The sequence below is a fragment of the Nitrobacter hamburgensis X14 genome (assembly GCF_000013885.1).
GTDB lineage: Bacteria > Pseudomonadota > Alphaproteobacteria > Rhizobiales > Xanthobacteraceae > Nitrobacter > Nitrobacter hamburgensis.
Genome location: NC_007960.1, coordinates 95,402 through 117,265, shown reverse-complemented (window position 1 = coordinate 117,265; position 21,864 = coordinate 95,402). Strand labels below are relative to the sequence as shown.

Sequence of the window (21,864 nt, the reverse complement as noted above, 5' to 3'; positions counted from 1 at the left end):
TTCATGAAAGGCCCGCCCCCTGGCGTTCACGCAGCGGCCGTCACGCCGCGCCACCACGCGATCCGTTCTTCGCTCGACGCATTTGCGAGACGAAGCAGGAGATCGCCGTGGCACGCGCGCGGCGCGAAAGCAGACGAGGTCGCGACCGCGAAGCTCGTCGAGCGCGCGCAAGAGGTCGTGCTGATCGGCGAGCCAGCGCTCGTGTTTTGCGATGACGGCCGCCCGGTCGCCATCAGGGCCAATCCGGAACGGATTGCCCCATTTCGAGCCGCGGCCAATATAGACGGCGCCCGCCGGCACGCCCGCGTGATGCTCGTTGAGAACCCTGCACATCGCCTTTCGCTCCTGACCTCGTTGCGTCGGGGACGCGGTCGGATGCAGCCAGGCTTTGCCTGTCACGCATCAGATTGGATGCGGGAACGGCTTGCCCGTTGACTGGCAATGCGCTGCGTCCAGCGGATGTCCGACGCTCGGCGGCCAGGATGCCGATGGTGAGGCAGGGTTTTGAACGGCGGCGTGTCGACGCTGTTGGCTAAAGCGCGCGGGGCCCGGCGATGCGACGATGCAAGCTCGGATTCAGGCGGGGTGGATCCGATCATCGTCGAACGCGACGTCCTCGATCACCACCTCTCTGCCACCGGGCGTGATCCGGTCGATGAACGCAATGATGCCTTCGCGTCGTTCGTCGACATCGATGTGCTCGGGCTGCGCGGTCGAGTCCATCGCGCTCTTGGCGGCGGCCTTGGCCTTTTCGATCGCCTCCGCGTCGGACTCAGCCTCGATGCTGACGCTATGGTAGGCCCGCAGCCAGAAGCCGATCTTCACGATATATCCCGTCATGGCGCGTCTCCGACGATGTCGGGATCGCGTGCGCCTGCGAGGATCGCCTCGGCCTTGGCGATCGCGGGCTGGGCGGGTTCGCGCCAGAAGTTGGGATCGGGCGATTCCTGGTCCTGCTTCGCCAGAACCTTGACGAGACCGAGCAGCACCTCGAAATGCTGCACGATCCGCTGGTGCGTCTCGGTGTAGTGCGAGGGGATCGATTGGGAGGCGCCGCTATAGGCCGCGTCTGGGCCAGACCAGATTCCCGTCACATAGACTTCGCCTGCGGACTCATAGTCCCGCTTTTCATCGTCCCAGTTGTCATCCTCGATCGCGAGCCGGCAGGCTTGCGCCAGCGTCTCGGCCTCGTAGGTCTTGTGCCGGAAAACCGGCAGGCGATAGGTGGTTTCAATGGTCCTGAGAGCCATCGGTTGGTCCTTCCCTTTAGGTGTTGCGAACACCCTGGGGCGGCCGACTCTCCGGCGCCGCGGGTCAAGGGCCGCTGCTCAAGCGGGCGAAGCTTCCCTTGACGCGCCGACCGGCAGGCGGCATCGGCGACCTTACCCGCTGGCTGCGACAGGCTCTATCTCCAGTCGCATGACCAGAACCTTCAGATCCTCATTCCAGTCACCGGCGCGGGGACGCGATCGTGCGTAAAGCGCGGTCGCTTCCGCCGCGATGGCGCGAATCCGATCGGCGTAAACGTCGCCCTGCCGATTGTTGTCGGTCGCGGCAACAAGCCGGGTGTTCACGCGGCCGGCCAAGCCGCGGATGGCCTCATCGGTCGCCGGAGACCAGCCGCCTCCGGTGCTGACATAAAGTGTGTCGTCGCGCAGGACCTCGATCGCAGCGAGGCTCAGGGCATCGATCGCGGCTTCGGTGATGCAGATTCGCTGGGCGCCGATTGGCCCAAAGCGAAACAGCTCCTTGGTCCCGTCGGTGGCGAACCCGCGCCACCGCGGGCCACGCTCTTCCCAGCCGATGACGCGGCCGGCGAGGTCATCGTGCGCCGCCCACATGCTGCCCTGCGGACCCTCGCGCAGTCGACCTTGAACCACCGCTGCCGCGATAATGGTGTCAGGGATACAGCGCAGATCGGCGAGATAGCGCCAGGTCGCCGAACCGGGCCTCGGGACTGTCCGGCACGCCCAACGGTCGGCGACGGACGTGAGCGCCGGGGGTCTGGACACGCGTGTCCACACCGGCGAGCTTGGAACGAAGCCGACAAGAGCGGCGACGCGATCGCAGGCTTCAGGGAATCCGCTGGCGCCAAGATGTTCGACGAGGTCGAAGACATCCCCTTTGGCGGGCGACAGCGGATCGAACCAGCCGCGCCCCTCGTGGATGACGATGATGATGTTGGCATCGCGCCGATATTTGAGTGCGCGGCGCGTGCTCTCCTTCAGGTCGATTTTCCAACCATCCTTTTCGAGTACGGCCGCGCAGGCCACTTTGGCGCGCAGCTCTTCAATGTCCTTCTTTTCCATATCTCCGCACCGAGCGCGCTCAGCGCGCGACCCGGCCCTTTCTTCGGTTGGCTCTTCTTGTTCCTCATGTTCGGGAACGGGACCGACCGGCCGCGAAGCCTGCCGGATGCAAGGGCGCGCTGACAAGCCGTCCAACATGTCGGACTCCGGCCGCGGCGAAGCTTCCCTTGCGACCGGCACGGCGCCAGCGGCACCGGTCACCCGGCTCAATGAGCCGGGCACCACGGATCGTATTCATGCACGATGGCATCCTCTTCGCCGTCGTATTCACTGGAAACCATGACGCCGAATTCGTTATCAACCTGGAAGAGAACGACCGGCACCATCAGCGTGCGGGCCAGATCGAAGGCGTGATTCTGTGCGAGGGCGAGATTGTGCGACATCGTGAGGCTCCCGTCTTGGGGCGGGGACCATCCCCCGCTCGACAGGCGCCGACGTGTTCAGGGGCGGCCGCGGTCACCTCGCAGGCACAGCTGAAGAGGTCGCACGCTTGCGTAGCGAACCCCTTGCGGGTTGATCGTGGAAGGCCGCGCCTGAACCAAGGAAAGCCTATTCGAGAGCGGGGCCGGTCCTTTCCCGGAAGCACGGATTGCAGAACCGAACATCTCTGCTCTGCGGGTCCATGCCGCCCTGATCGACAGGCATGAACAATGGTTGTCTCTTCGCCAAGGGTTGGAGAAGGCCGCTCATCAACGCGTTCGAACCGGCTGTACGAAATGGAAACTGCGAAGCTCTGTTGGCGGGCGCCGCGCTGGCACGCACCGAAGATGACCGTCCCGACGTGGTTGGCGACCGACCGGATCAGATCGGATCAACCGTCGTCGCCGTTGGCAGGCTCGAAGCTCTTGCGTCAGGGATGGCAGCCCGCGAGGGGGATGACCCGCTTGAAGGGCTTCAGCGCAGCCGCCAGCCCGACCCCGCAGGGGTGACGCCCAATTCCTCTCTCGAACATGTCCAATGATTTTGAGCAGCACATCCTGTGGGCCTGATGCAGGCGATCGAGTTCGGAATCCCCACGATCATCGAAATAGCCATGCCGGTCAGATCGCTGCCAGCTTCACGCGCTCGGATAGCTTGTCAGCCGCTTCCTTGCGTTCACTGTAGCGGTTGGTGAGATAGGAAGAGAGGTCGCGGGTCAGCAGTGTGAACTTGAACAGTTCCTCCATCACGTCGACCACTCGGTCGTAATAGGAGGACGGCTTCATCCGTCCCGCCTCGTCGAACTCCTCGTAAGCCTTCGCGACGGAAGACTGGTTGGGGATTGTCACCATGCGCATCCAGCGGCCGAGTGTCCCGTCTGCATTCGTTGCGGCCGACTGAGCCGCGAAACATCGCACGCAAGACGCGCACCACCTCTCTGAAACGCATTCATGCGATGGAGCCGGCGGTGACGGCTGTATAACGTCATGCAATGGTCTTTTATGACCATACCGTGACCGGGCTCAGCGTGGCCAACTCGGCTTCTCCGATAAGCCGAGGAGTTTGCGATGCTGATGGTCATCCCCGGCTCGGACATCAGTCGCCATGCGGCGCTGATGGACCGGGCTTTCCGTTTCCGCCACACGGTATTCGTTGACGAAAAGGGCTGGGAGGACCTGCGTCAGCCCGATGGGCGCGAACGCGACCGCTTTGATGACGCGCATGCCATCCACCACATTTGCCTGCGCGGCGACGACATCGTCGGGTACCAACGGCTGCTGCCGACGACACGGCCGCATTTACTTAGCGACGTGTTGACGGACCTATGCCGGCATCGGCCGCCGCGCGGTCCACGTGTGTACGAGTGGACGCGCTTCAGCGTCGCGCCAGGACGCCGCGAGATGCGGCCGCACGGCGACGCGCCCTTCCTCGAACTGGCACTGGGTGTCGTCGAGTGGGGGATGGTGAACAAGGTCGACACGGTGACGGTCGCCATCGACTGGCGGCTTATGGTGATCGCGATGCAGCTGCGCTTCTTCGTGCGCACGCTGGGTTTTCCCAAACGCGTCGGCCGCGACGAGGCGGTCGCCCTGCGCATGTCTTTCAACCGCGAGACGCTCGCCGCAATCCGGCAGGCGCGCGGCTGTGACGATCGCGTTTTGCCCGATGCCATGTTGCCTACGGCTGCGTGAGCGATACCTCAACGTGAGAGGAGGCCCGCCCGTTGATCCACACTGCACATACGAAGATCGTCGCCGACGAACTCCACACACGCTACGACCACGCTCGCGCAGTGACGCTAATCAGCCGCACGCTACAGAAGGCGCTTTTTGCCGGGCGGTCCGACGAGGTCGTCTTTTGGGCCCTCGTGCACGCACATTATAGGGGTGGCGGCCTTTGTGATGCGACCGAGGAACAGCTGCACGCCTTCTCCGATTTCATCGTCCGGGATCCGACGGAGATAAACTAAGCGCGAATGGCGGGGACTTAATCGAGGACGCAGATGGCAAGGACTGCTTCGGATTGAGGTTGTGCTGCCAAACGGTGACGCCAGCTTTGCGCCTCAAGTCCGTCATTGGGCCTTTGACTGGCAGTTCTGAAAGCGGACATCGCACTGCCGCGCATACAATGTCGGAGATATAGACACTCCGCACCCCTGATATGCGGCGGCCACACCGCATTGGACCGGAAATATGCTTGCGCGGTAGTTTCAAAGTCAGCCGATGCCTTGGCGGTCCTCAAGGATTTGTGCAGCTAAACTCATTGCTCTGATGGCGGAGGATCAACGGTGGGGCAGATACGGCTCGCCGATGACGGAGGATACAGCCACCAGAAGCTCAAACTGGAGCAGGGCGGGTTTCTCGGGCCAATCGCCTGGCTTTACGCTTCGCGCCACCTCATAACCGGCGGGGTCAAGCCAAACAATCGCGTCCGCCTCCACAAGCGGCAATACGACTAGTCGTTGCTGCCGATACGCCTCGACGGGACGAACGCATTCCACTTTAATCGCTATCGTCGTTGTGCCTATCCGCGCTGCGCGTGCGGGCTGCCTAGCTTCCACCCATGCACGGATCGTCCGAGGGTCGAGAACAGCGTTGGCATCCTCGCCCTCCGGACGGCTTTCGTAATAGGTCTTCGCATCAAGCTCAGCCTGCGGACGATCAACGGCATCGCCACGCGCGAGGAGAAAAGCAGCCACCGGATCGAGTGTACCCCAGCTGATAAGCTCTTTCAGCCAGAAGCCGATCCACGGCAAACCGCTCATGGGCCAGTCGGTTATTTCCAGCGCGCGAATGGGCTGTCCGTCCTCGGTCGTATCCAGCAATAGGCCGATGACACTACCGAGTCCCCAAGTTCCGCGATAAATGAAGTTGTTCGCCACAAAGGCATACCAATTCGTGACCTCGTTCGGGCGGGGTTGTCGCACTAGCGTCGGCTTGGCTAGCCACCAACGAAGCAACATAGGCCAATCATCGAACTTTTTCTTTCTGCCGAGTTTTGTTTCTATCGCAAAAACCGGAATTTCCGATAAAAATGACAACACATCGCGGATGAAGGCGAACTGCTCTTCGGTAGTCCATCTCGCATAATCGCGGCCCTCCGATAGCTTCACGCGAATTGCCTCCGCGCGGTCCAGCAATAGCTTTGCAGATCGGGGCGTCAGGCTCGTCTTATATAAGCGTCGCCGCTGATCGGCATCGGGATACTGGGTCTTTACGGCTCTACCGCGGGCCAGCCAGATCGTCGCCAGATGCGCCTCACCATGCGAAGCAGCATGCGCATAGGTACGTCGCCAAATCTTAGCCAACTCCGCCTCAAGCTGGGCAGGGTCGAGTTCGATACCCCTGAGCTCCTCGACCTCCTGGATCGCCGCGATCAAAAATGCGTCCAGTGAATCGAGATAATCATGGCTGGACGGCGGGTATGCAGCCTGCTCAGTGACGGCCGTTTGCTCAAGCCAAGCGGTAAATTCGGTCTCGGTCCCGCCTCCCACTAACGCTTTCCATGCATGCTCTAATTCGCGCAGCAGATGGCCAAGCGGGCTTGATGCCTGATCGTCCGGGATGAGATCGCCTACTGCCGCGGTCGCAGCCTCAAGCTGGGCAACCAAGCTTTCGTATCCGTTCCACTGTCGGTTATAGGTCGGCACGATCCGCCGGAACCGGTTCTCGTAAGTGCGTTCGGGCAGGACAACGAGCGCACTGCCTTCTGTTGCGACACCGGGCCGTCCCGCCCGGCCGATCAGATTGCTGAATTCCTGCAACGGCAACTCGGCATTACTTCTGAAGACGCTTGGGATAAGCAGGAAATTGACCGGAATGTTTACCCCTTCCGAAAGGGTCGAAGTGGCGATGATGACTCGAACATAACCGCGATCAATAACAGTCTTCAGCCGCCGGGCGAGGAGGCCCGGCATCTTGCCGTGATGCACCACGATGCCGCGCGCTAGCAGTCGGTATTCGACTGAATCCGCTGTAAAATAGTCGATCGCAGTCGCCAGACAGCGCGCCCAAACCTCGTTGTCCTCCTCAATCGCCCAATAATCTGGAAGTGCGGTGTCCTGCCATTTGTCCAAGAGATCGGCGCACGTCGCGGCAAAGGTGTCGATATTCTGTGTCAACGAAATGAGGACCGAAGGCAATGAGCCGTCCGGCCGTTTTGCGGCCAGGTTGAGCGCCGCCCACAGCGTGGGCGCGCGCATCCGTACCTCGGGTCCATCTTGCGGATTTATACCCCCCGGAACAGCCGGGAATGGATCGGGTACGAACGGCGAGTCATCCCGCCGTTCGTCGTCAAACTTCAGCGAATGACCATCCATCAGGCTGTAACGGATCGAGAACTGGCCGGCTGGGCGTACTTCAAGACGCCCCAGCATCTGCCGTGTGCTGCGATAGGATGAGCTTGTGGGAATGGCGTCCGGCGCGTCGGAGACCCAGCGGGCCAAGGCTGGCGCTGCCCGTGCCGCGACCGCCGACAGCGCGACAATGCGGAAGTCGTGCTCCTCCCGCGCGCGCATCAGGCGTGTGCCGAGCTGCTCAAGCCGGAAGGCGCGCGATGTCCCGTCCCCCAGCCCAGTCAGCCGGGCCTCATCCTGCTCCACCATATGGGCTTCATCAATGATGACCGTGCGAACCCTGCTGAGGAACAGAACGCCCAAATAGCGCAGGAGCGCATCGGCTTTCTCAAACGTGCATATGACCACGGTCGGCTGATCGGTTTGGATCCAGGCGTCGGTCGGCCCCCAATCGACACCTCCATACAGGCCCGTAACCACAACCGGCTCCGCTGCAATCCCACGAAGATCCTCGGCGAGGCGGCTCTCCACCTCCGCCGCGAGCGCGCGGGATGGAACGAGGTAAAGTACGAGATTTCCAGCAGCGCCTCCGACCGGGGGATCGGCGAACAGGCCTTGTACCGCGCCAAGGGTGGCGACCGTGGTTTTCCCTGAGCCGGTTGGCGTACACAGTACAAACGAACTGTTGTCGCGCAGCTTCGCGATGCCAGCCGCCTGCGCAGGCCAGACGAGTGCTCGCTTGTTGGCAAAGGCCGAGCGCGCAAACTGGATTAGAGCATTGCCGGCCGGGCCGCTGGACGTAAGGCGGAGCCGATCGATCTGCGGCCAAAGGCAGGTTTCGATAAACCGCCTTGCGCTAGCCGCCGTCAACCGCGCCAGCAGGTAGGAATAGGAATCGCGACTATGCAGGAATCCTAGGGCGAGCGCTTCCAGCTTGATCACCGCGCGCTCGACGGGGACATCCCCGCCCGTTCTAAGAAACGCGCAGATCGTCCCGACACACATGACTGTATGTTGGACTGCCGCGACTTCGAGGTCATTAGGATCGATGCGGCCTTCGGCCCGCAACCCACGATAATTGTTCCAGAACGTCTGCGCCGCCTGGAACGCGCCCGGGAAATCTGCGCGAACGAACTGGCGGAGCAGCTCTGAGAGCGGCTCCCCCTCCGGTAGTCGCCGTAAATGTCCCAGCGCCATCGCCGGATAATCGGCCAATTGATAGGCTGCGGCAGCCAACAGATGTAGCGGAGCGCCCGGCGGCTTTAGCCGGGATTGCGAAAGCCATTCGATGATCTCTGCCGCACGCTTGATCGAGGTGCGCCAAGGCGAGGTAATGTCCGCGCTTCGCTCAAACCAGCCGCTTTCCAGTAGCAACATCGCTTCTTCGAGATAACCGGCGATGTCTCCCGCTCCGAAACTCGCTAAATCATCACGGCCCATGTCGCGGCGTAACCGTTGGCTGTAGAGTTTGGCTTGGCGCGCCGTTAGGGCTTGGCCTGCCAAGTTCTCTCGAATTTCGCGGGCGATGGCGATAGTAGCTGCGTTTGCCATCTCAAGCGCCCCGATACAATATGTCGATTACGGCATCTAAGTTCTCGAATTGAAACTCCATCGCTTCGAGGTTGCGCTGTATCGTATATGCCGGATGAGGCGCTTCAGGAGGAAGCCAGGCGATCCGGTCAGCGGGCTGTTTAGGAGAGTGACCGACAGCATAAGCGAGCCCATCGTGGCGAGCTGCCGTGCGGAAACCGTCCCTATAGAATTGAAGCAGCGCCTGTTGCCAGGCCTCGGCTTCAGGCGTGTCATATTCCGTCAGAAGGTTGATCAGTTCGCGCACACCGCTGGGCCGGTTTCCGCCTACCATGAGCTTTTCGTGTGCGTCTTTCATGATGCCAGTATTATTGGTCGTGAGGCACTTGGCTTCGAGTGTCAGAATGTCGGTAATCACGCCATTTTCGTCTACTCGAAACGCCAGTCCGTCGTCGCCCGTCCGACCTGGCCGCTTCTCTTTGTCGGCGTCTGGTTCATGTGCTTCACCCGCCAGAAGGCGTTCATTGATCAGATCCAGATGCTGGAATTCCTGATCGTGAAAGCGGAATAGGAGAGCTGGAACCATCCAATTCGAATATCCGATCGCTCCGAAGTGCTCCACCGCGAGCACGCCAAGTGTTTCCCCAAGATACCCCTGAAGCGATATACGATTGAGCATTGCAGGATAATGTGCGGCAGGGTCATGCACCAGACCGCTGAAGGGCGATAGATCATCCTGGAAACCGGATCGAATACGCCGCCGGGCATCGTCCAAAGCTTCCTGAACGTAGGCGATCAGTTCATCACGCAATGGGCCGAGGGCAGCGTGAACTTCTCGCCAGACCCGCAATCGGTAGCGTTGATGCGTCTGGGGAATGCCTTGATCAACCAACCAGGAATTGAGATGAACAGGCTTTAGGCGACGAAATCGAATCACGTTATTGAGTCACCCCCATGCCCCACACCCTCCGTTAGCACCAAAATGATGGGGATGCATTCGAAGGGATGGCGCCTTGGTCAGGTCAATTTTACCGATTGGAAACAATGGTAACTTTCGAGGAGAACCACAGCGGGTTGTTTGGTCTGGAAAGAGGGGCTTGCGACTACCGCTGTCTCGCAGCTTGAAGGTCAGCTTTCCTGATGTCGCGCCTGAAACCGGATAGGTAGCTTACGGCCCCGAGCTGTAGCTCGGGCGTTTTCATTTCTCCATAGGTCAATCAAGGTCAAGGAGAACTGAAATGGGTTATTAACTGCGATTGGTCTGCGACGAGCAGAGTATGGCACCCACTCGCTGCGACGAACGAAAGCATCAATGATCTACAAGGCGACTGGCAATCTGCGCGCTGTACAGATCCTACTCGGCCACACCAAGATCGAGAACACCGTGCGCTACCTCGGTGTAGACGTCGAGGATGCGCTGCTCTTGGCCGAGCGAACTGAAATCTGAAATCGGGTGCGGTCATCCGGCGATACTGGATGGCCGCTTCCTGCGCCTAGCGCCCTTGCTCTTCAGCTCTGACATTGGTGGATTCCTGCCTGACCGTTTCAGGAAGACCGAACGCAATAGCTGCCGTTGATCGTGCCAGGCCAACGCGGCAGCTCGCGACCCATATCGACCGCTCAGCCTCCGATTTTCGATCCCCAGGTGCCGACCGTCAGCTTTCCTGATGGCTACGCCTCCGAGTAGCCGAAAGTGGTCAGTCCATTCTCAACAGCAAAGCCGCGCAAGCTGCGCTCCAGCTTAGGTTGCAATGGTCGATCCGCCAGTTCGCTAGCGACATGGCGACCGAACCAGCCGGGCCCACCAGCGATGGGGTGGTCGTCAGCCTGGGATGGCCTCTTTCCGCTAGGCCTTCCGGCGAGGCTTTATCGCACTCAGCGTGATGGTCGCATCGGTGAAGATCTCAGCATCACGGTGAAAGATGGCGGAGCCGCGGAAATAGCGGCGCTGTGCCATTTCCATCCTGGCGATGCCATTCTCGACCCGCCGATTGAAGAACCGGACGTCCAAGCTCGACGCATGGGCATCCGCGAAGCCAGCGTCCATTTCGACGGTCCAGATCAAGCTCGGTATGTCGAAATAATAGTCCAGCCTGAAGCGCGTCTCATCAATCGCTTCGGTCGATGTGATCGAAATGTCCTCAAGGCCGTCAAAATCCTCCACGGAGAAGCCCTCGATGGCGGTGAGTAAGTCCTCTGGGATATCGGAATCTTCGAGAAACTCTTGGATCCGCGATACAGGCAGGCCGTTCAGGGTCTGCAGAACAATCTCGACGGCGGCCTCTTCCAGCTCGCGGCCCCAATTCTCCTCGAAATCCTCGAGCTGTTCACGGTTCAGGGCAGAGGTCTTCACCTCTGTCCATTCTGCACGCGAAAGGGATGTGGTGAAGAGCGCCATCTCATCGTCGGAAAGCGCGATGCGGACGTCGCCGAACGGGTCGCGCTCGACACTGCCCTTGATTTTGGCGAGCCCCCATTCGTTCGCGCCCATCACGCTCACGGTATCGTTGACCTGTAGCCTAGGGACGGAACCTCGGACCCGCATGCGAATCGCATCCCAGATCAGCGTGACATAAGAGGGACCACCTTCGAACGACGAGGAGAGGATACCAACGAGATAGCCCTTGTCATTCACGACCGCGCCACCGCTCATGCCGCCTACCGTCTCCATGGCGACCTCGAAGCAGGGCGAGACCATGCGTTCGCCCCGCCCCATCGGAAAGGCCGCGGTGACCAAGCCTGACGACACCAGCGGCGTCACCAACGCAGCCTGCTTGTCGATGCCCTGGTGGCGGAAGCCCATCGCCCAAAGCCGGTCGCCAACCAGAGGCAGCGCGATCTGCATCGGCGCCAGCATGAGCGGCAGGCCCGCATGAGCCTCCGAATTTAATGTGCAGCTCACCAGCGACAGATCGGAGCTGATTTTCCGTTCCGCGTCGAAAATGCTCGGCCGCGAGATCGTTCGTACGTCCTGGGGGAGCCATGCTCGCTTGGCGCTGGGAAGAAAGGTCAGAAAAACGGGGCCGGGCCCATCCGCCGGGAATTCGTCGAGCACATGGGTGGCGGTCAACAGCATTCCGGGTGCCACCATCACCCCACTGCCCAGGATCGTCACGCCGTCCTCCTCGAAGCGCGCCACGGCAACGAGCGCGTCACCGGCTTCGTGCAACGAGCCCATCGGCCCGATGCCGTCCTCGGCGCCATACTCGGCCGTCCGCCAAGAGAGCGTCAGGTCGGTCAGGGCAGGATTGCCGCTCGTTATGCGGACGGAATGCTGTGCATCAGCGGTCACCCCTACATCCTCAGTTTCGCGTGCCTCGAGGTTGTGAGGCTGAGGCCTATACAGGTCAGGTGAATCACCGACATTGCCTGTTCGCTCCTCGCGCGTTGAAGCCAGAGCAATTTAACCCATGGGCTCACAAAAGCGATAATGGACAGAACCGCGAGAGCGCCGGTGAAACGCCAAGCCTCCCCATGCGCTCCACCTCTCCGACCGGACTCCCGTGGTAGCTTACCGTCCATGTGGCGTAGGGTCGAATGCTCCGGATGACCTCGTGGAGATAGGCCACATCGACGTCCGAGAGCGAGTGACCGAGCACGAGGACCTCATCAATGTTGGTGATACCGCTGAAGAAGGCGGCGTTGCGGCAGAGGATGTCGTCGGTCGGCTTGAAGGTGCCGGAGAAGTAGCCGTCGATCAGCTGATAGCCGCCAGCGACCCTCGTGTCCGTGTCCTCGTGGACCTTGGGCGACAGCTTCTCCTCCTCCAGACGTTCCCAGCCGTGGCCGAGCACGATCTGGTCGCTCGGGATAGTAGCGTTCCCGTGTATGTGCAGCACGTTCGCCGACGGCACGCCGTAGGTGGCCTCGAGCGTAGGAGTGTAGTTGAAAGTGAGATAGAGCGCGCCGGGATCTATGCATCGCACTGGTGAATACGTGTCTGGGATAGGCGGCGGAAGTTGGCGGATCCAGGCGGCGAAATGATCGCGTAGCTTTCTCGAGAGGGCATCTACGACCTGTTCGATCTCATACTCGAAATCGTGATGATAGGCGTCGCTCCAGTCGTCGGCGCCGTAGCCCACCAGAAACTGTTCGGCATGGTTGATGACGGCGTCCTCGTCGAATGATGCCAGGCGCTCTTCGAAGCATGCCCAGAAGTCCTCATCGACATAAAGGTACTCGTTGATCATCTGCCATGCCGTCGGATCCACAGCGAGAAGATATTCGCCGAACTGGGAGTAGCGGGAGGGTATCCCGTGATGGAGGTCGAACCCGTTTCCGATGATGAACAGCCGGTTGGCCATGGGCTGCGATCCTCTATTCTGCCAACTAGACGAAAAGACCTATACGGCCGGCCTGAGGGTTCTTGGTGAACTGATAATTATGGTACGGCTTGACCACGTCCTGATCAGACTTGTGGTTCTCGACTATGATGAACTGCGCCTTGTCAGAGAGCCCGTTCAGGTGTCGGTAGAAATGGGTGGCAACGTCGGCGTTTCGCAATGCGAGATCGTCATCGCCAAGATCCCCAAAGCGAGTTTCCTCGGCAGGGCGATAGGCCAGCAGCGGCGAGTCCAGGATTATAAAGCCCGGATGGGGTCTTCCCTTTTCAATGCAGTAGACTAGCACGCCAACCTTGAAGGCGGCGTGCAGCAGTGCGCGGACTCCTGCGCCATTGTCGCGTCGGCGCTTGCCATCGACGACTATGTCCTGATCGCCCTTTTCGAAGTGTACGGCTTGGGCTCCAGGATAATTCCATGCCGTGAGGACAGCGCGTACGGCGGTTGAGAGCTCATGCGCTTCGCTCGTCGAGAGGTCGAGATTGACGTCGAGCCCGTCGGCACGTGGACGCGACCTCACGCTTTCGGCGTTGATACGGGCCACATGTTGTTCGAGTTCGGACAGTCGCTGGCGATTATCCAGGTCGACCTCGAACCTCTCGCAACGCTCGCTGGCGCTTTTGAAGATCGAGCGTGCGCTGATTTCCTGTTGCTCGGCCTCCTTGCGTGCGAGCCGATGCCTTTCGAGTTCTTGCTCCGCGATGGCGATCAGGTTCTCGACACTATCTATTTCTGATTTGGCATCGGCAATGGCCGCGGCGAGGTCGCGCGCTTCGACACGGATCTTATCAATCTCTAGCTCGACGGCGTGACGCTGCTCTTCAATCCCGCCAAGGCCATGATCGTGCTGCTGGTGTTGGGGCAGCGCTCCGCAAAGCGGGCAATTTATCGTCGCGAAACGCTGCAGGAGAAAGCCACCCTCCTCCAACCCATCGAGACGCTCGATATCAGACGCGTAGACGCTCGCGAGTTCATCGAACCGGATGATGAGAGCTTTGAGCTCCGCGATGCGGGCATGATAGGCTCGAATGTCTGCAGCGAGTGACCTCTCCTCTGCGGAAAGCGTATCCAGGCTATCTTGGCGTTCGTTCACAACCTCTAGGAGCTCGGCTTTTTCGCGTTCTGCTTGGGTGAGCTCGGCAACGACAGTTGCGGTTTCAACTGTATCGTCGATGAGTTTGCGCAGCTGGTCGGCCATTTGCGAGAGGAGTTCGATCTTTGCCTCTTTTGCCGCCTTCAGCTGGTCGCCAGAGCGTACTTGCGGAATCGACGCCCCATCGATCCCGGTCAGCAGGAACTTAAGCAGGCTCTTGTCCTCGGAAGTGATCGCTATGTGATAGGCGAGCAGGAGGCTCTTCTCGTCGATCATTCTCGTTTCATCCACGAGAAGATATCGCATCAGCAGGCGGAGAGAGAAGGGTGACTTTTCGGCCCGTTCGTTCTTTAGAAGAAGGGCTTCGCGGAAACCCACCTGAGAAAGCAGGAAACGCGAGATGTTCGGGGAAGTGACGTGCTTGCGCGAGAAGGATTCGTACCCCGGCGAATTCTGGTCAACAGCATAGAGATGGCCCTCGGCTTTGTAGATGTCGCCGCCCAGTGCCGAGGCGCGCAGCGTGACCGGCCGGCCACCGGGAAGCGTCAGCCACAAAAGGTAGTTGTCCACCCCCTGGCCTTCAGGAGGGAGTGTCGGAAGGTCGCCTCCCAGAAGGTAGTCGATCGACTTCCGTACGAACGACTTCCCGCTGTTGGACGCCCCCCAAATGATGTTGACTCCAGACTGGAATGACACCTCTATCGGCCCGCGCTCAGGGCCCGTGAAGGCGAGTTTGTCGATGATAATTCGGCGACGGTCAGCCATTGTCGCTGGCCCCTCCGACAATCTCATGTGACCAACGCTCTAGGCTGTCCCTGAGTTTTTGGAAAAACCAGTCGTTTCCTTGGGCAGTGGCCTCTTCGGCCAGCCAACGTGCCGCTTCGGCTAGGCGGCGATTGTAGGAGCTCCCGAACAAGTCGATCATCGCGGTCGCGGTTTCATGGGCTTGAAATGTGATGCCGTCGTTTCCGAATACCTGCTCCACCAGCGATGCCCGAGCCATGAGGAGCAGCCCTTCTTCGACGAGATGACGCCGGACGAAATATTCGCCCGCGCGCGCCGCATTTTCGGGATGAATGCTAGGAGGCCCGCCGGCATCTCCGGTGTGAACTACATAATAGTCAAGCAGTGACAGAGTGGCGAGGTCGAAAGCTTGCGGCGCGAAGGCATCGAGGACCAGCAGCGCTCGAACGCCGGCTTCGAGGGGCGTGTTGAACAACTGCGGCGGGGTCACGAGCACACTCATGCCCAAGGCATTCTACCTACGTTCGCAAAATGATGGCAGACGCCCTGCTTTACGCTTGGGGTTACGCGATTGTGCCGGCCGAGGGGGCCTGTAATCTGTACTGTGGAGGCCGCACTCATAACTTCATTAAGCCTCTCGAAGAGCCGCGCTCTTTCCAACGCGTGATATCGATCGATCACGGTCTCGTGCACATCCTCGTCGACATTGTCGATCTGGTTTGCAGGAAGATTGTCACGGAAATGGCGCCGAAACGCCTTGCGTTCAAGATAGCGACGGCGGGCATTGACGATTTGCGGACCATAAGTGGCGTGCACCACAACCGCCGCATAGTCCGCCAACGCAGTCCCACTTTCAGCAGCGAACACCGCCACGAGTTGGGTGACATAGGCCATCTCTTCGTCGGCGACCTCTTCCGGAACCTCGTCGACATGAACACGGGGAGCCTCGCCCGGATCAATGTCCAGGTGTTCGTTGAGCACCGCCCGCATCCGCGGTTGCTCAACAAGCTCGCTCGCCTTCCATAGTTCGACGTGTTCGAACGCGTATGCTCGGATGGCGGCCTCTATCTCCGGAGTCAGCGGGGAGGCGGTTTTTGATATGCCGTTGAGGCAATACTTATCCCAGTGCTCCACCACGAAATCGGCGATCAAGGATGGCCTGTCGATGACCTTCTTGACGTCTCTCACCGCAGAGTTGGGGCAAACGAAGATGTATTTCGTCGGGGGCGTGAACTCTCCTCGGCAAGCATAGTGGAAGATTTTGCCGAGCTCGATCGTGAAGTCCGCCTTTCCAAGCGGTGCCTTGAGGTGCTTACACTGATAATTATGCCATTCGCCATCGTACCGCTGCGGTGACAGAAAGCCGACAGCATCTCGGCCCATGTCTGCAGATTGCGTGGGGCGTTCGAACCCGACATAGCTGTCCTTGAGGCATGCAACCCACTTCTTGATCAGGTCTTCGAGCTCGCTATCCGTCAGATTCAGGATGAGACGATCTTCATTGAATGCCATCGTGCCCTTATTCCCCCCGCTCGGATGAGAAATTGAACGATATTCGTCGCCCTCTCAAGTTGTATTTGTCTTATCGTACGATCCGATTTGAGGACTTTTTCATGTACGCGGCATTATCTCGCCCGATCTGGGCCGCGCATTCCGAAATCAACCTGCCGTTCCGCCATTCAAGGAAGCGACCGAAGACGAAATTTGCTCGATCCATTGCGGAGCCGGGGCGCGCCGCGGAATCTCGCCCATCGTCTCCGACGCCCTCGCCCCTGATGAGGCGCTTCCTGAGTTCTTTGAACGCCTTTTGGACATGGTCCGCCGAACTGGATGAGCGGCGGGATCGGAGGATAGCAGATCTTATTTGGAATTCATCGCAGGCGAATGGCCGATTTCTCGATGCTGCATGGCCAAACCTGCCAGCCTCCCAGACAAGTCTGGGCATTCAAGTGTGCGAAATCCACATGAACGAAAGACCGGTTCCGACGATCGGATAGGGGGCCATGAACGTCAACAACGTTGGCAGCTGCGGACGACGCGTTACACGGCTGCCCGGTGTCTGATATCCTCACCCTATCGCTCCAAAGCCGACCGAGCACTAAGTCCCACACTCAGTCGTTCGCACGGGCGTGTGCCATATGAACGGAAGGCCGCTTCCAGGAAAGGCTGAGTAGGCGTGGAATGACCCAGATTAGGTCGATTGGAGAATGGCCGCTTACCGCCAGATTTCTCCATGACCGGACTGTCTGCTCCCGGCCCTAATGCGATATTTGAGTAGCAACTCTGCAAGGTCAGCTTTTGGCGCAAGGCGATCATCGTCATTGTGGACGCCAATATAACTACGTTAAGGCTCTCGATCTTGATCGAGAGCGGATCGTGCCCTTCGTAGCGGCGAGCCGCTCGTTAGGCGTCATCAGTGCCGCCGGGGGGGGGCGAAGCCGACCGGTCTCGGCGTATCGCGTTCGAGCTGCGTCGATATCAGCAAGTTCGCAATCACCCGGTCGGCCAGCGCTTCAACGGGCTTCGCCGGCGCAACGTCCCAGCCCGCCGAAACAAGCGTCGCCGACTTTCGTCTCAGTCCTTCGGCCTAATCGTATAGCGCCATGTTGAGGCAGCGAACACCGGCGTGTTATTTGAACAGCTAGACGTCGCTCGGCGACACTACGACGGAGGCGCTGTCGGCGGCCGGCGGATTCGCGGCGATTCCCGTCGTAGTCGGGAAGTCGCCGGGACCGCTGGGAGACTGCACACAGACGGTCGACTGCTGTCCGGTAAAACACGAAGCGTCATAGCCGGCGCCGCGCATCAGGTAGGTGCAGACGCTCACGCCATTGCCGTCCTTGACGTTGCGCGCGCTACAATCGCCGCCCGCGGCGTAGTTGGCGAGCTTGCCTTTCGGGCCGCAGCCGAATTGGCATGCCATGAGGATCGCCGATTGATCGATGGTGGCGCACTTTCCCCCTGAACAGACCTGTTGGCCGACAAGCGAGGTCAGACCGTTCTTCTGCGCCTGGCTCCACGAGTTTTGTTCGTACTGCGTCCATGCAGCGGTCTGCGCGGATGGGCTGTTGAGAAAGCTCTGCGCGCTGTCGTTGTAATAGCGCTCGAAGGTGCCCGGGCAGAATTGAAACGCACCGAGGCAGCCATACTGATTGGTGGTGCCGAAATTGCCCTCGCTGCTCGATACCTTCGCTGCGAAGTCCGCGCAATTTGAGGGGATGCCAGCGGCCGTCAGGCTCGCGGCAGACTGTCCTGCGAAGGCCGCGGCGGCGGAAAGGCAGAGAATGAGCGCGGCGTCAAAGAGCGTTTGGCGAACGGCCGCGCGGATCGTCATGGCTTTGCCCCTGCGACCTCGAACTTATAGTCGCCGTTTACAAGCGTCTTGCCGTCCTCGCTTAGCGCGAAGGGTCGCCGCGCGAACGTCTTCTGCGCGTCCGACATCGGCGTAGTCGCGAAGCGCGGGTCATCGGGCGGCACGACCTGGTGCATCATGTCGTCAACGGCAACGGTTCGATGGCCGTCCTCTCCGATCCTGACGAGCCGCGTGGGGCAAGCGCCCGACGAACAGTCCTCGTTCCAGATCTGCGAGATCAGCCAGTCGCCATGGGCCGTGCGCAGCTGGTACTCGTGGATGGTCACCGTTCCCTTCGCCGTGGGGGCGAGCGCGGTGCCCGTCCAGACATGGTCCGGGTCCTCGGCGACGTTCCGGTAAGACGTCTTGTAGGCGAACGCGGCTTCGGCAGCCGTTGCGGGCGCGGCGTAGGCGAGGGCGAGGAAGCAGGCGGTGAGAAAACGGAGGCGGCGGCACTGCATTTGCGGCTTTCCCTCTTCGAGGCGAGTCATTGGCGATGGAGCGGGATGTCGAGTGAACACCCCTCCACAGCCCGGTGGTCAAGGATCATCCCGGTTTTAAGCGTTCTGGCTGCGACATCGTAAGACGCGTAGGCAACCGACGCGGCGGGGTCAGGCGGCGCACCCGGTGCGAGCTCCAGGAAGCACGAGCGGCCCGCGTCCATCGTGCGGACCTGAATGCCCTCGTAGATCGCGACCCGCGTCGGACAGAGTTTGACGGTCGCGTGCGCGTGGACGCCCACCTGCTTCACCGTGCATCCAGGCGCTGTATCGAGGACGCTGAGGACAACCGAGCGGCGCGTGCTCCAAATCACAAAATGAGCTTCCGTCGCCGGCGCGTTGCCCGCGGTGAAGCGTCGGTCTCCCGCCGCCGCATAGGCGCGGTTGTTGGAGTCGACGGCGTCCTTCCAGATGTCGAGGTAGGTGGCGGCCTGCGCGGAAGGCCGCTGCAGGTCGGCGTAAGCCATCGGCCGCCAGGCGCCGGGGTCTGGTGTCAATGGCCGCGCCTCGACGGCGCCGACGATCTCGATCATCATCATCATCAGGCTCGCGGCAACAGAGCAAAGGGCCCGGCGGGCGGGCAGGGCACTCGCTGCTGCCTCCCAACATCTAATATATTGTATTTGATGTGTCGATGCCACCGATGCTTCCACGGCGCGACCCTACTCGTAACGGGGTCGGCCCGGCACCCACCACCAAAAATCTTTCGGTGAAGCCTCCCGATTAAACCAAGGCGCCGCGGTCAAAGGAGGGTGGACCGGCTGCATGTTCCAGACGACGCCGTAATAATAGAAGTTCGCCGTCTCGCGCCGCAGCCTTCCGCCTGCAGCGTCGAGGTAGTCCGTGGCGCAATGCACCACGGGGCTGCGATAACGCGTGACACGTGCCGTCTCCTCGTCCAGGCCGCCGGGCTTGCAGCCGAATAGCCAGACGGATGCGGGGTAGTGCCCTTGCGCGGGTGCGCTGGCGACAAGCCTGCGGTAAGCCGCGTTCGCCTCCGGCTGCGTGGGGTAGGTGAAGCGCTCGGTCAGCACGGGCGCGAACGTCGAACGGTCCGGCGCATACTCGAGCCGCCCCGGCTTGACGCGCCCCGGACTGTAGAGCGGCTCCGATGCCGGCGTCACCACGTCAACAACCGGCGCGGTCGGTGCGGCGCAGCCGGCGAGGACAGCGAGGAGCGGCGCGACAAGTGAGTAAGCGCGGCGGATCACGGTGTTGCTCCGCGTTGGGCGGCTCGTGATGGATCGGTCTTCGCGCGCCAATCCCAGGGCATCTGGAATGTGCTCGACCACAGGCCCCGGTAGGCCTTGCGCGCATCCTGCTCGGCAGCGGCGTAAGCACGCACGCCCGGGTCCTCAGGCGTCGGCAGGCGCGCTACCGCGATCCCGTCGCGGACCATGTCGGCGGCGATATCAGGGTGACCGGCCGAGGAGCAGCGAGCGAGGTGCTCGCTTGCCTCGTCGCGCAGCGTCCTGCATGCGAGCCAGGCGTTGAGGGTGGCGGTCACGAGCCAGGCTGTCGCCATGGTTCCGCACGGCCATGGCTGTCGCTTGAGTCGCGCCGTCTGACCAGGCGCGCAGGTGTCGATGCCATATAGCTGATAAACCTCTTTGCTCTCCACGTCGCGGAAGCGCGTCCCATCGATCACCTCGACGCGCAGCGGCGGCGACTGGACCACGGCCTTCGGCTCGTAGACGCCCGGCGGCGCGTTGCCAGTCTGAGCGAGCGCCATTGACGCGCTCAGCACTGCCAGCGCCGAAACCACCCCGAGCACGACGCTAGGCGGCGGCATCGTTGCGCTGCCCGAGATCGAGCTTGTGGAAGACGTTGGCGATGACGTCGGTCGTGTAAACCGTCTCGCCGTCCTTCTTGTACGATCCGTCCGCAATGCGGCACTCGGCGTAGACGGCGTCTCCCTTGGCGACATTTGCGATTGCCCACTCCGCCGCCTTCTCGTTGAGGATGGTAACGGTCACCCAATCCGTCTCCTCGCGCCGCTCGCCCTTGCCGTCGGTCCAGGCGCGGTCCGTCGCGACATTGATCTTGGCGGCCTTGTTGAAGGCCTTCGGCGCCTGCCCGACGCGGCCTCGCAGGATAAAAAGGTTGGTGGTTCTCATTCGCTCTCTCCTGTGTTGTGAGTCGTTCTCATGGCGTCGCGAGTTGCGGCGCCGCCGGCGTGGGCGAGGGCGTTCCCTCGCGCAAAGTGCGCAAGATGATGGCGTTCGGCTCCGGCATGTCGGCGAAGGCCCAAAGGCCTGCCTTGGCGCGCTGAGCGACGAGTTGCGCCACGAAGTACGGCGCATGCACGGGCTGCCCATCCGGCTTCAACGCGGCAAAACCAAAGCCCGTCGCGATCAGCGCCGTGCCGAGGTCGATGCGTGAGCCCTGGCCCGAACCAACAGTTCGGGTGGCGACGCAGAAAACGAAGACCGTCTGCGTCTGCGGTTGCTCGGCCGCGTCGTAGCATCGCGGCTGCAGATCCCGCGTCAGCGCGACCAGCATCGCGAGCGACGCCTCCCCGCAGTCCCGCCGCATCCCGTGCGCATTGGTGAAACTGGTCCCGCGCAGACACGACTGCACCCCGTACAGCCGGTAGATGGTGCCGGCGTCCGACCAGCTGTCGCCCGTCAGGTAGACCGCACTCGCGGGGACCGGGAACCAGCGCGAGGGTGCGGTCTGCGCCGACGCGCCGTTGAGCACCGCGAGCGGCGCGAGCGCGACGGCAAGGGCGTGGGACCAGCGCACGCTAATAGCCCTGCAGGGAGAAGTAGAACCGCTGGCTTCGGTTCGCGGTTGTGATGTCGACGAAATAGGGGTCGCTGCGCGCTTCGCGCGGCGTGGTTGGATAGCTCGCGGTGCAGCCGCCGTCTCCGCCGGAGCACACTTGCTGCGGCCTCGACAGGTCGGCGCAGAGGCCGCCGTTCGAAGCGCGCTCGAGGCCGGCACCGCCATCAGCCGCTAGTTGAACCGGCGTTAGCTCAGACGGGCAGGCCTGGTAGGGCTCGTAGCCATGGCCGCTGGTGTTGCCTTCCGCGCAAGATGGCCATCCGCCGCCTTTTGCCAGCTGCCGAAAAAGCGTCTGCATCACCGGCACGCAATAGGGAATCCCAGCCCAGCCGGGCGCGGGCGCGGGCGCCGCGGCGCACAGAAGCACCTTGCAGCCGAACGAGGCGTCCTGCGCGGTCGCGGGGGGCGGCATGTCGAGCCCTGACCCGAGGCCCACCACCGCTATCACGAGCGCCCCACGACGCATCATCCATCCTCCGCAGCCAGCCTGTGGAC

The 21,864-nt window shown here is 61.4% G+C and carries 21 protein-coding genes and 3 pseudogenes; 3 read left to right on the top strand and 21 right to left on the bottom strand.

Going from position 1 to position 21,864, the window contains the following annotated elements:
• Positions 1-26: 26 nt before the first annotated feature.
• The 6 genes and pseudogenes from NHAM_RS25950 to NHAM_RS22780 all read right to left on the bottom strand — a co-directional run.
• Positions 27-333, bottom strand: a pseudogene (locus NHAM_RS25950) (DUF4326 domain-containing protein).
• A gap of 243 nt (positions 334-576) precedes the next feature.
• The gene (locus NHAM_RS22805) at positions 577-840 is read right to left on the bottom strand and encodes a hypothetical protein (protein WP_011505092.1); all 264 of its coding nucleotides are present in this window, start codon (positions 838-840) and stop codon (positions 577-579) included.
• Positions 837-1,250, bottom strand: coding sequence for a hypothetical protein (locus NHAM_RS22800; RefSeq protein ID WP_011505093.1), 414 nt, complete (start codon positions 1,248-1,250; stop codon positions 837-839). Before NHAM_RS22800 ends, NHAM_RS22805 begins: the two co-directional genes overlap by 4 nt.
• A 132-nt stretch (positions 1,251-1,382) precedes the next feature.
• On the bottom strand, positions 1,383-2,309 hold the full coding sequence (locus NHAM_RS22795; protein ID WP_011505094.1) for a DUF3991 and toprim domain-containing protein: 927 nt from the start codon (positions 2,307-2,309) through the stop codon (positions 1,383-1,385).
• A gap of 206 nt (positions 2,310-2,515) precedes the next feature.
• Positions 2,516-2,692: a hypothetical protein gene (locus NHAM_RS27820; RefSeq protein ID WP_011505095.1), complete on the bottom strand. Its 177-nt coding sequence runs from the start codon at positions 2,690-2,692 to the stop codon at positions 2,516-2,518.
• 657 nt (positions 2,693-3,349) lie between these two features.
• Positions 3,350-3,604: pseudogene (locus tag NHAM_RS22780) on the bottom strand (arsenical resistance protein ArsH); the annotation flags it as partial.
• A gap of 192 nt (positions 3,605-3,796) precedes the next feature.
• Here NHAM_RS22780 and NHAM_RS22775 point away from each other — a divergent pair.
• Entirely contained in the window at positions 3,797-4,420 is a 624-nt protein-coding gene (locus tag NHAM_RS22775) for an acyl-homoserine-lactone synthase (protein ID WP_011505097.1), read from the top strand.
• Between the two features lie 32 nt (positions 4,421-4,452).
• Entirely contained in the window at positions 4,453-4,698 is a 246-nt protein-coding gene (locus NHAM_RS22770; RefSeq protein WP_011505098.1) for a hypothetical protein, read from the top strand.
• Between the two features lie 312 nt (positions 4,699-5,010).
• Here the strand turns inward: NHAM_RS22770 and NHAM_RS22765 are convergent, their stop codons facing one another.
• Both NHAM_RS22765 and NHAM_RS22760 read right to left on the bottom strand, forming a co-directional pair.
• A complete protein-coding gene (locus NHAM_RS22765; protein ID WP_011505099.1) occupies positions 5,011-8,574 on the bottom strand; it encodes a DEAD/DEAH box helicase in 3,564 nt (1,187 codons plus the stop codon).
• 1 nt (position 8,575) lies between these two features.
• The gene (locus NHAM_RS22760; RefSeq protein ID WP_245270122.1) at positions 8,576-9,445 is read right to left on the bottom strand and encodes a hypothetical protein; all 870 of its coding nucleotides are present in this window, start codon (positions 9,443-9,445) and stop codon (positions 8,576-8,578) included.
• 354 nt (positions 9,446-9,799) lie between these two features.
• Between NHAM_RS22760 and NHAM_RS22755 the strand changes: the two are divergent.
• A pseudogene (locus tag NHAM_RS22755) lies at positions 9,800-10,000 on the top strand (tyrosine-type recombinase/integrase); the annotation flags it as partial.
• 399 nt (positions 10,001-10,399) lie between these two features.
• Here the strand turns inward: NHAM_RS22755 and NHAM_RS22750 are convergent.
• The 13 genes from NHAM_RS22750 to NHAM_RS22685 form a co-directional block, all read right to left on the bottom strand.
• Positions 10,400-11,731, bottom strand: a complete 1,332-nt coding sequence (locus NHAM_RS22750; protein WP_157043853.1) for a trypsin-like serine peptidase — start codon at positions 11,729-11,731, stop codon at positions 10,400-10,402.
• 238 nt (positions 11,732-11,969) lie between these two features.
• Complete coding sequence (locus NHAM_RS22745; RefSeq protein ID WP_011505102.1) at positions 11,970-12,857, bottom strand: bacteriophage abortive infection AbiH family protein; 888 nt, start codon at positions 12,855-12,857, stop codon at positions 11,970-11,972.
• A 25-nt stretch (positions 12,858-12,882) separates the two neighbouring features.
• On the bottom strand, positions 12,883-14,751 hold the full coding sequence (locus tag NHAM_RS22740) for a hypothetical protein (protein WP_011505103.1): 1,869 nt from the start codon (positions 14,749-14,751) through the stop codon (positions 12,883-12,885).
• The gene (locus NHAM_RS22735; protein ID WP_157043852.1) at positions 14,744-15,220 is read right to left on the bottom strand and encodes an ABC-three component system middle component 2; all 477 of its coding nucleotides are present in this window, start codon (positions 15,218-15,220) and stop codon (positions 14,744-14,746) included. Before NHAM_RS22735 ends, NHAM_RS22740 begins: the two co-directional genes overlap by 8 nt.
• An 8-nt stretch (positions 15,221-15,228) precedes the next feature.
• The gene (locus NHAM_RS22730) at positions 15,229-16,242 is read right to left on the bottom strand and encodes an ABC-three component system protein (protein WP_011505105.1); all 1,014 of its coding nucleotides are present in this window, start codon (positions 16,240-16,242) and stop codon (positions 15,229-15,231) included.
• A gap of 1,129 nt (positions 16,243-17,371) precedes the next feature.
• Positions 17,372-18,064, bottom strand: a complete 693-nt coding sequence (locus tag NHAM_RS22720; RefSeq protein WP_011505106.1) for a hypothetical protein — start codon at positions 18,062-18,064, stop codon at positions 17,372-17,374.
• The gene (locus tag NHAM_RS22715; protein ID WP_011505107.1) at positions 18,061-18,543 is read right to left on the bottom strand and encodes a hypothetical protein; all 483 of its coding nucleotides are present in this window, start codon (positions 18,541-18,543) and stop codon (positions 18,061-18,063) included. The genes NHAM_RS22720 and NHAM_RS22715 overlap by 4 nt, the downstream gene beginning before the upstream one ends.
• A gap of 26 nt (positions 18,544-18,569) precedes the next feature.
• Positions 18,570-19,124, bottom strand: a complete 555-nt coding sequence (locus NHAM_RS22710; protein WP_245270121.1) for a hypothetical protein — start codon at positions 19,122-19,124, stop codon at positions 18,570-18,572.
• 120 nt (positions 19,125-19,244) lie between these two features.
• A complete protein-coding gene (locus NHAM_RS22705; RefSeq protein ID WP_011505109.1) occupies positions 19,245-19,793 on the bottom strand; it encodes a hypothetical protein in 549 nt (182 codons plus the stop codon).
• The gene (locus NHAM_RS22700) at positions 19,790-20,374 is read right to left on the bottom strand and encodes a thermonuclease family protein (protein ID WP_011505110.1); all 585 of its coding nucleotides are present in this window, start codon (positions 20,372-20,374) and stop codon (positions 19,790-19,792) included. Before NHAM_RS22700 ends, NHAM_RS22705 begins: the two co-directional genes overlap by 4 nt.
• Positions 20,361-20,699, bottom strand: a complete 339-nt coding sequence (locus NHAM_RS22695) for a single-stranded DNA-binding protein (RefSeq protein WP_011505111.1) — start codon at positions 20,697-20,699, stop codon at positions 20,361-20,363. Before NHAM_RS22695 ends, NHAM_RS22700 begins: the two co-directional genes overlap by 14 nt.
• 28 nt (positions 20,700-20,727) lie before the next feature.
• The gene (locus tag NHAM_RS22690; RefSeq protein ID WP_011505112.1) at positions 20,728-21,327 is read right to left on the bottom strand and encodes a succinoglycan biosynthesis protein exoI-like; all 600 of its coding nucleotides are present in this window, start codon (positions 21,325-21,327) and stop codon (positions 20,728-20,730) included.
• Position 21,328: 1 nt separating this feature from the next.
• A complete protein-coding gene (locus NHAM_RS22685; protein WP_011505113.1) occupies positions 21,329-21,838 on the bottom strand; it encodes a hypothetical protein in 510 nt (169 codons plus the stop codon).
• Between the last annotated feature and the right edge of the window lie 26 nt (positions 21,839-21,864).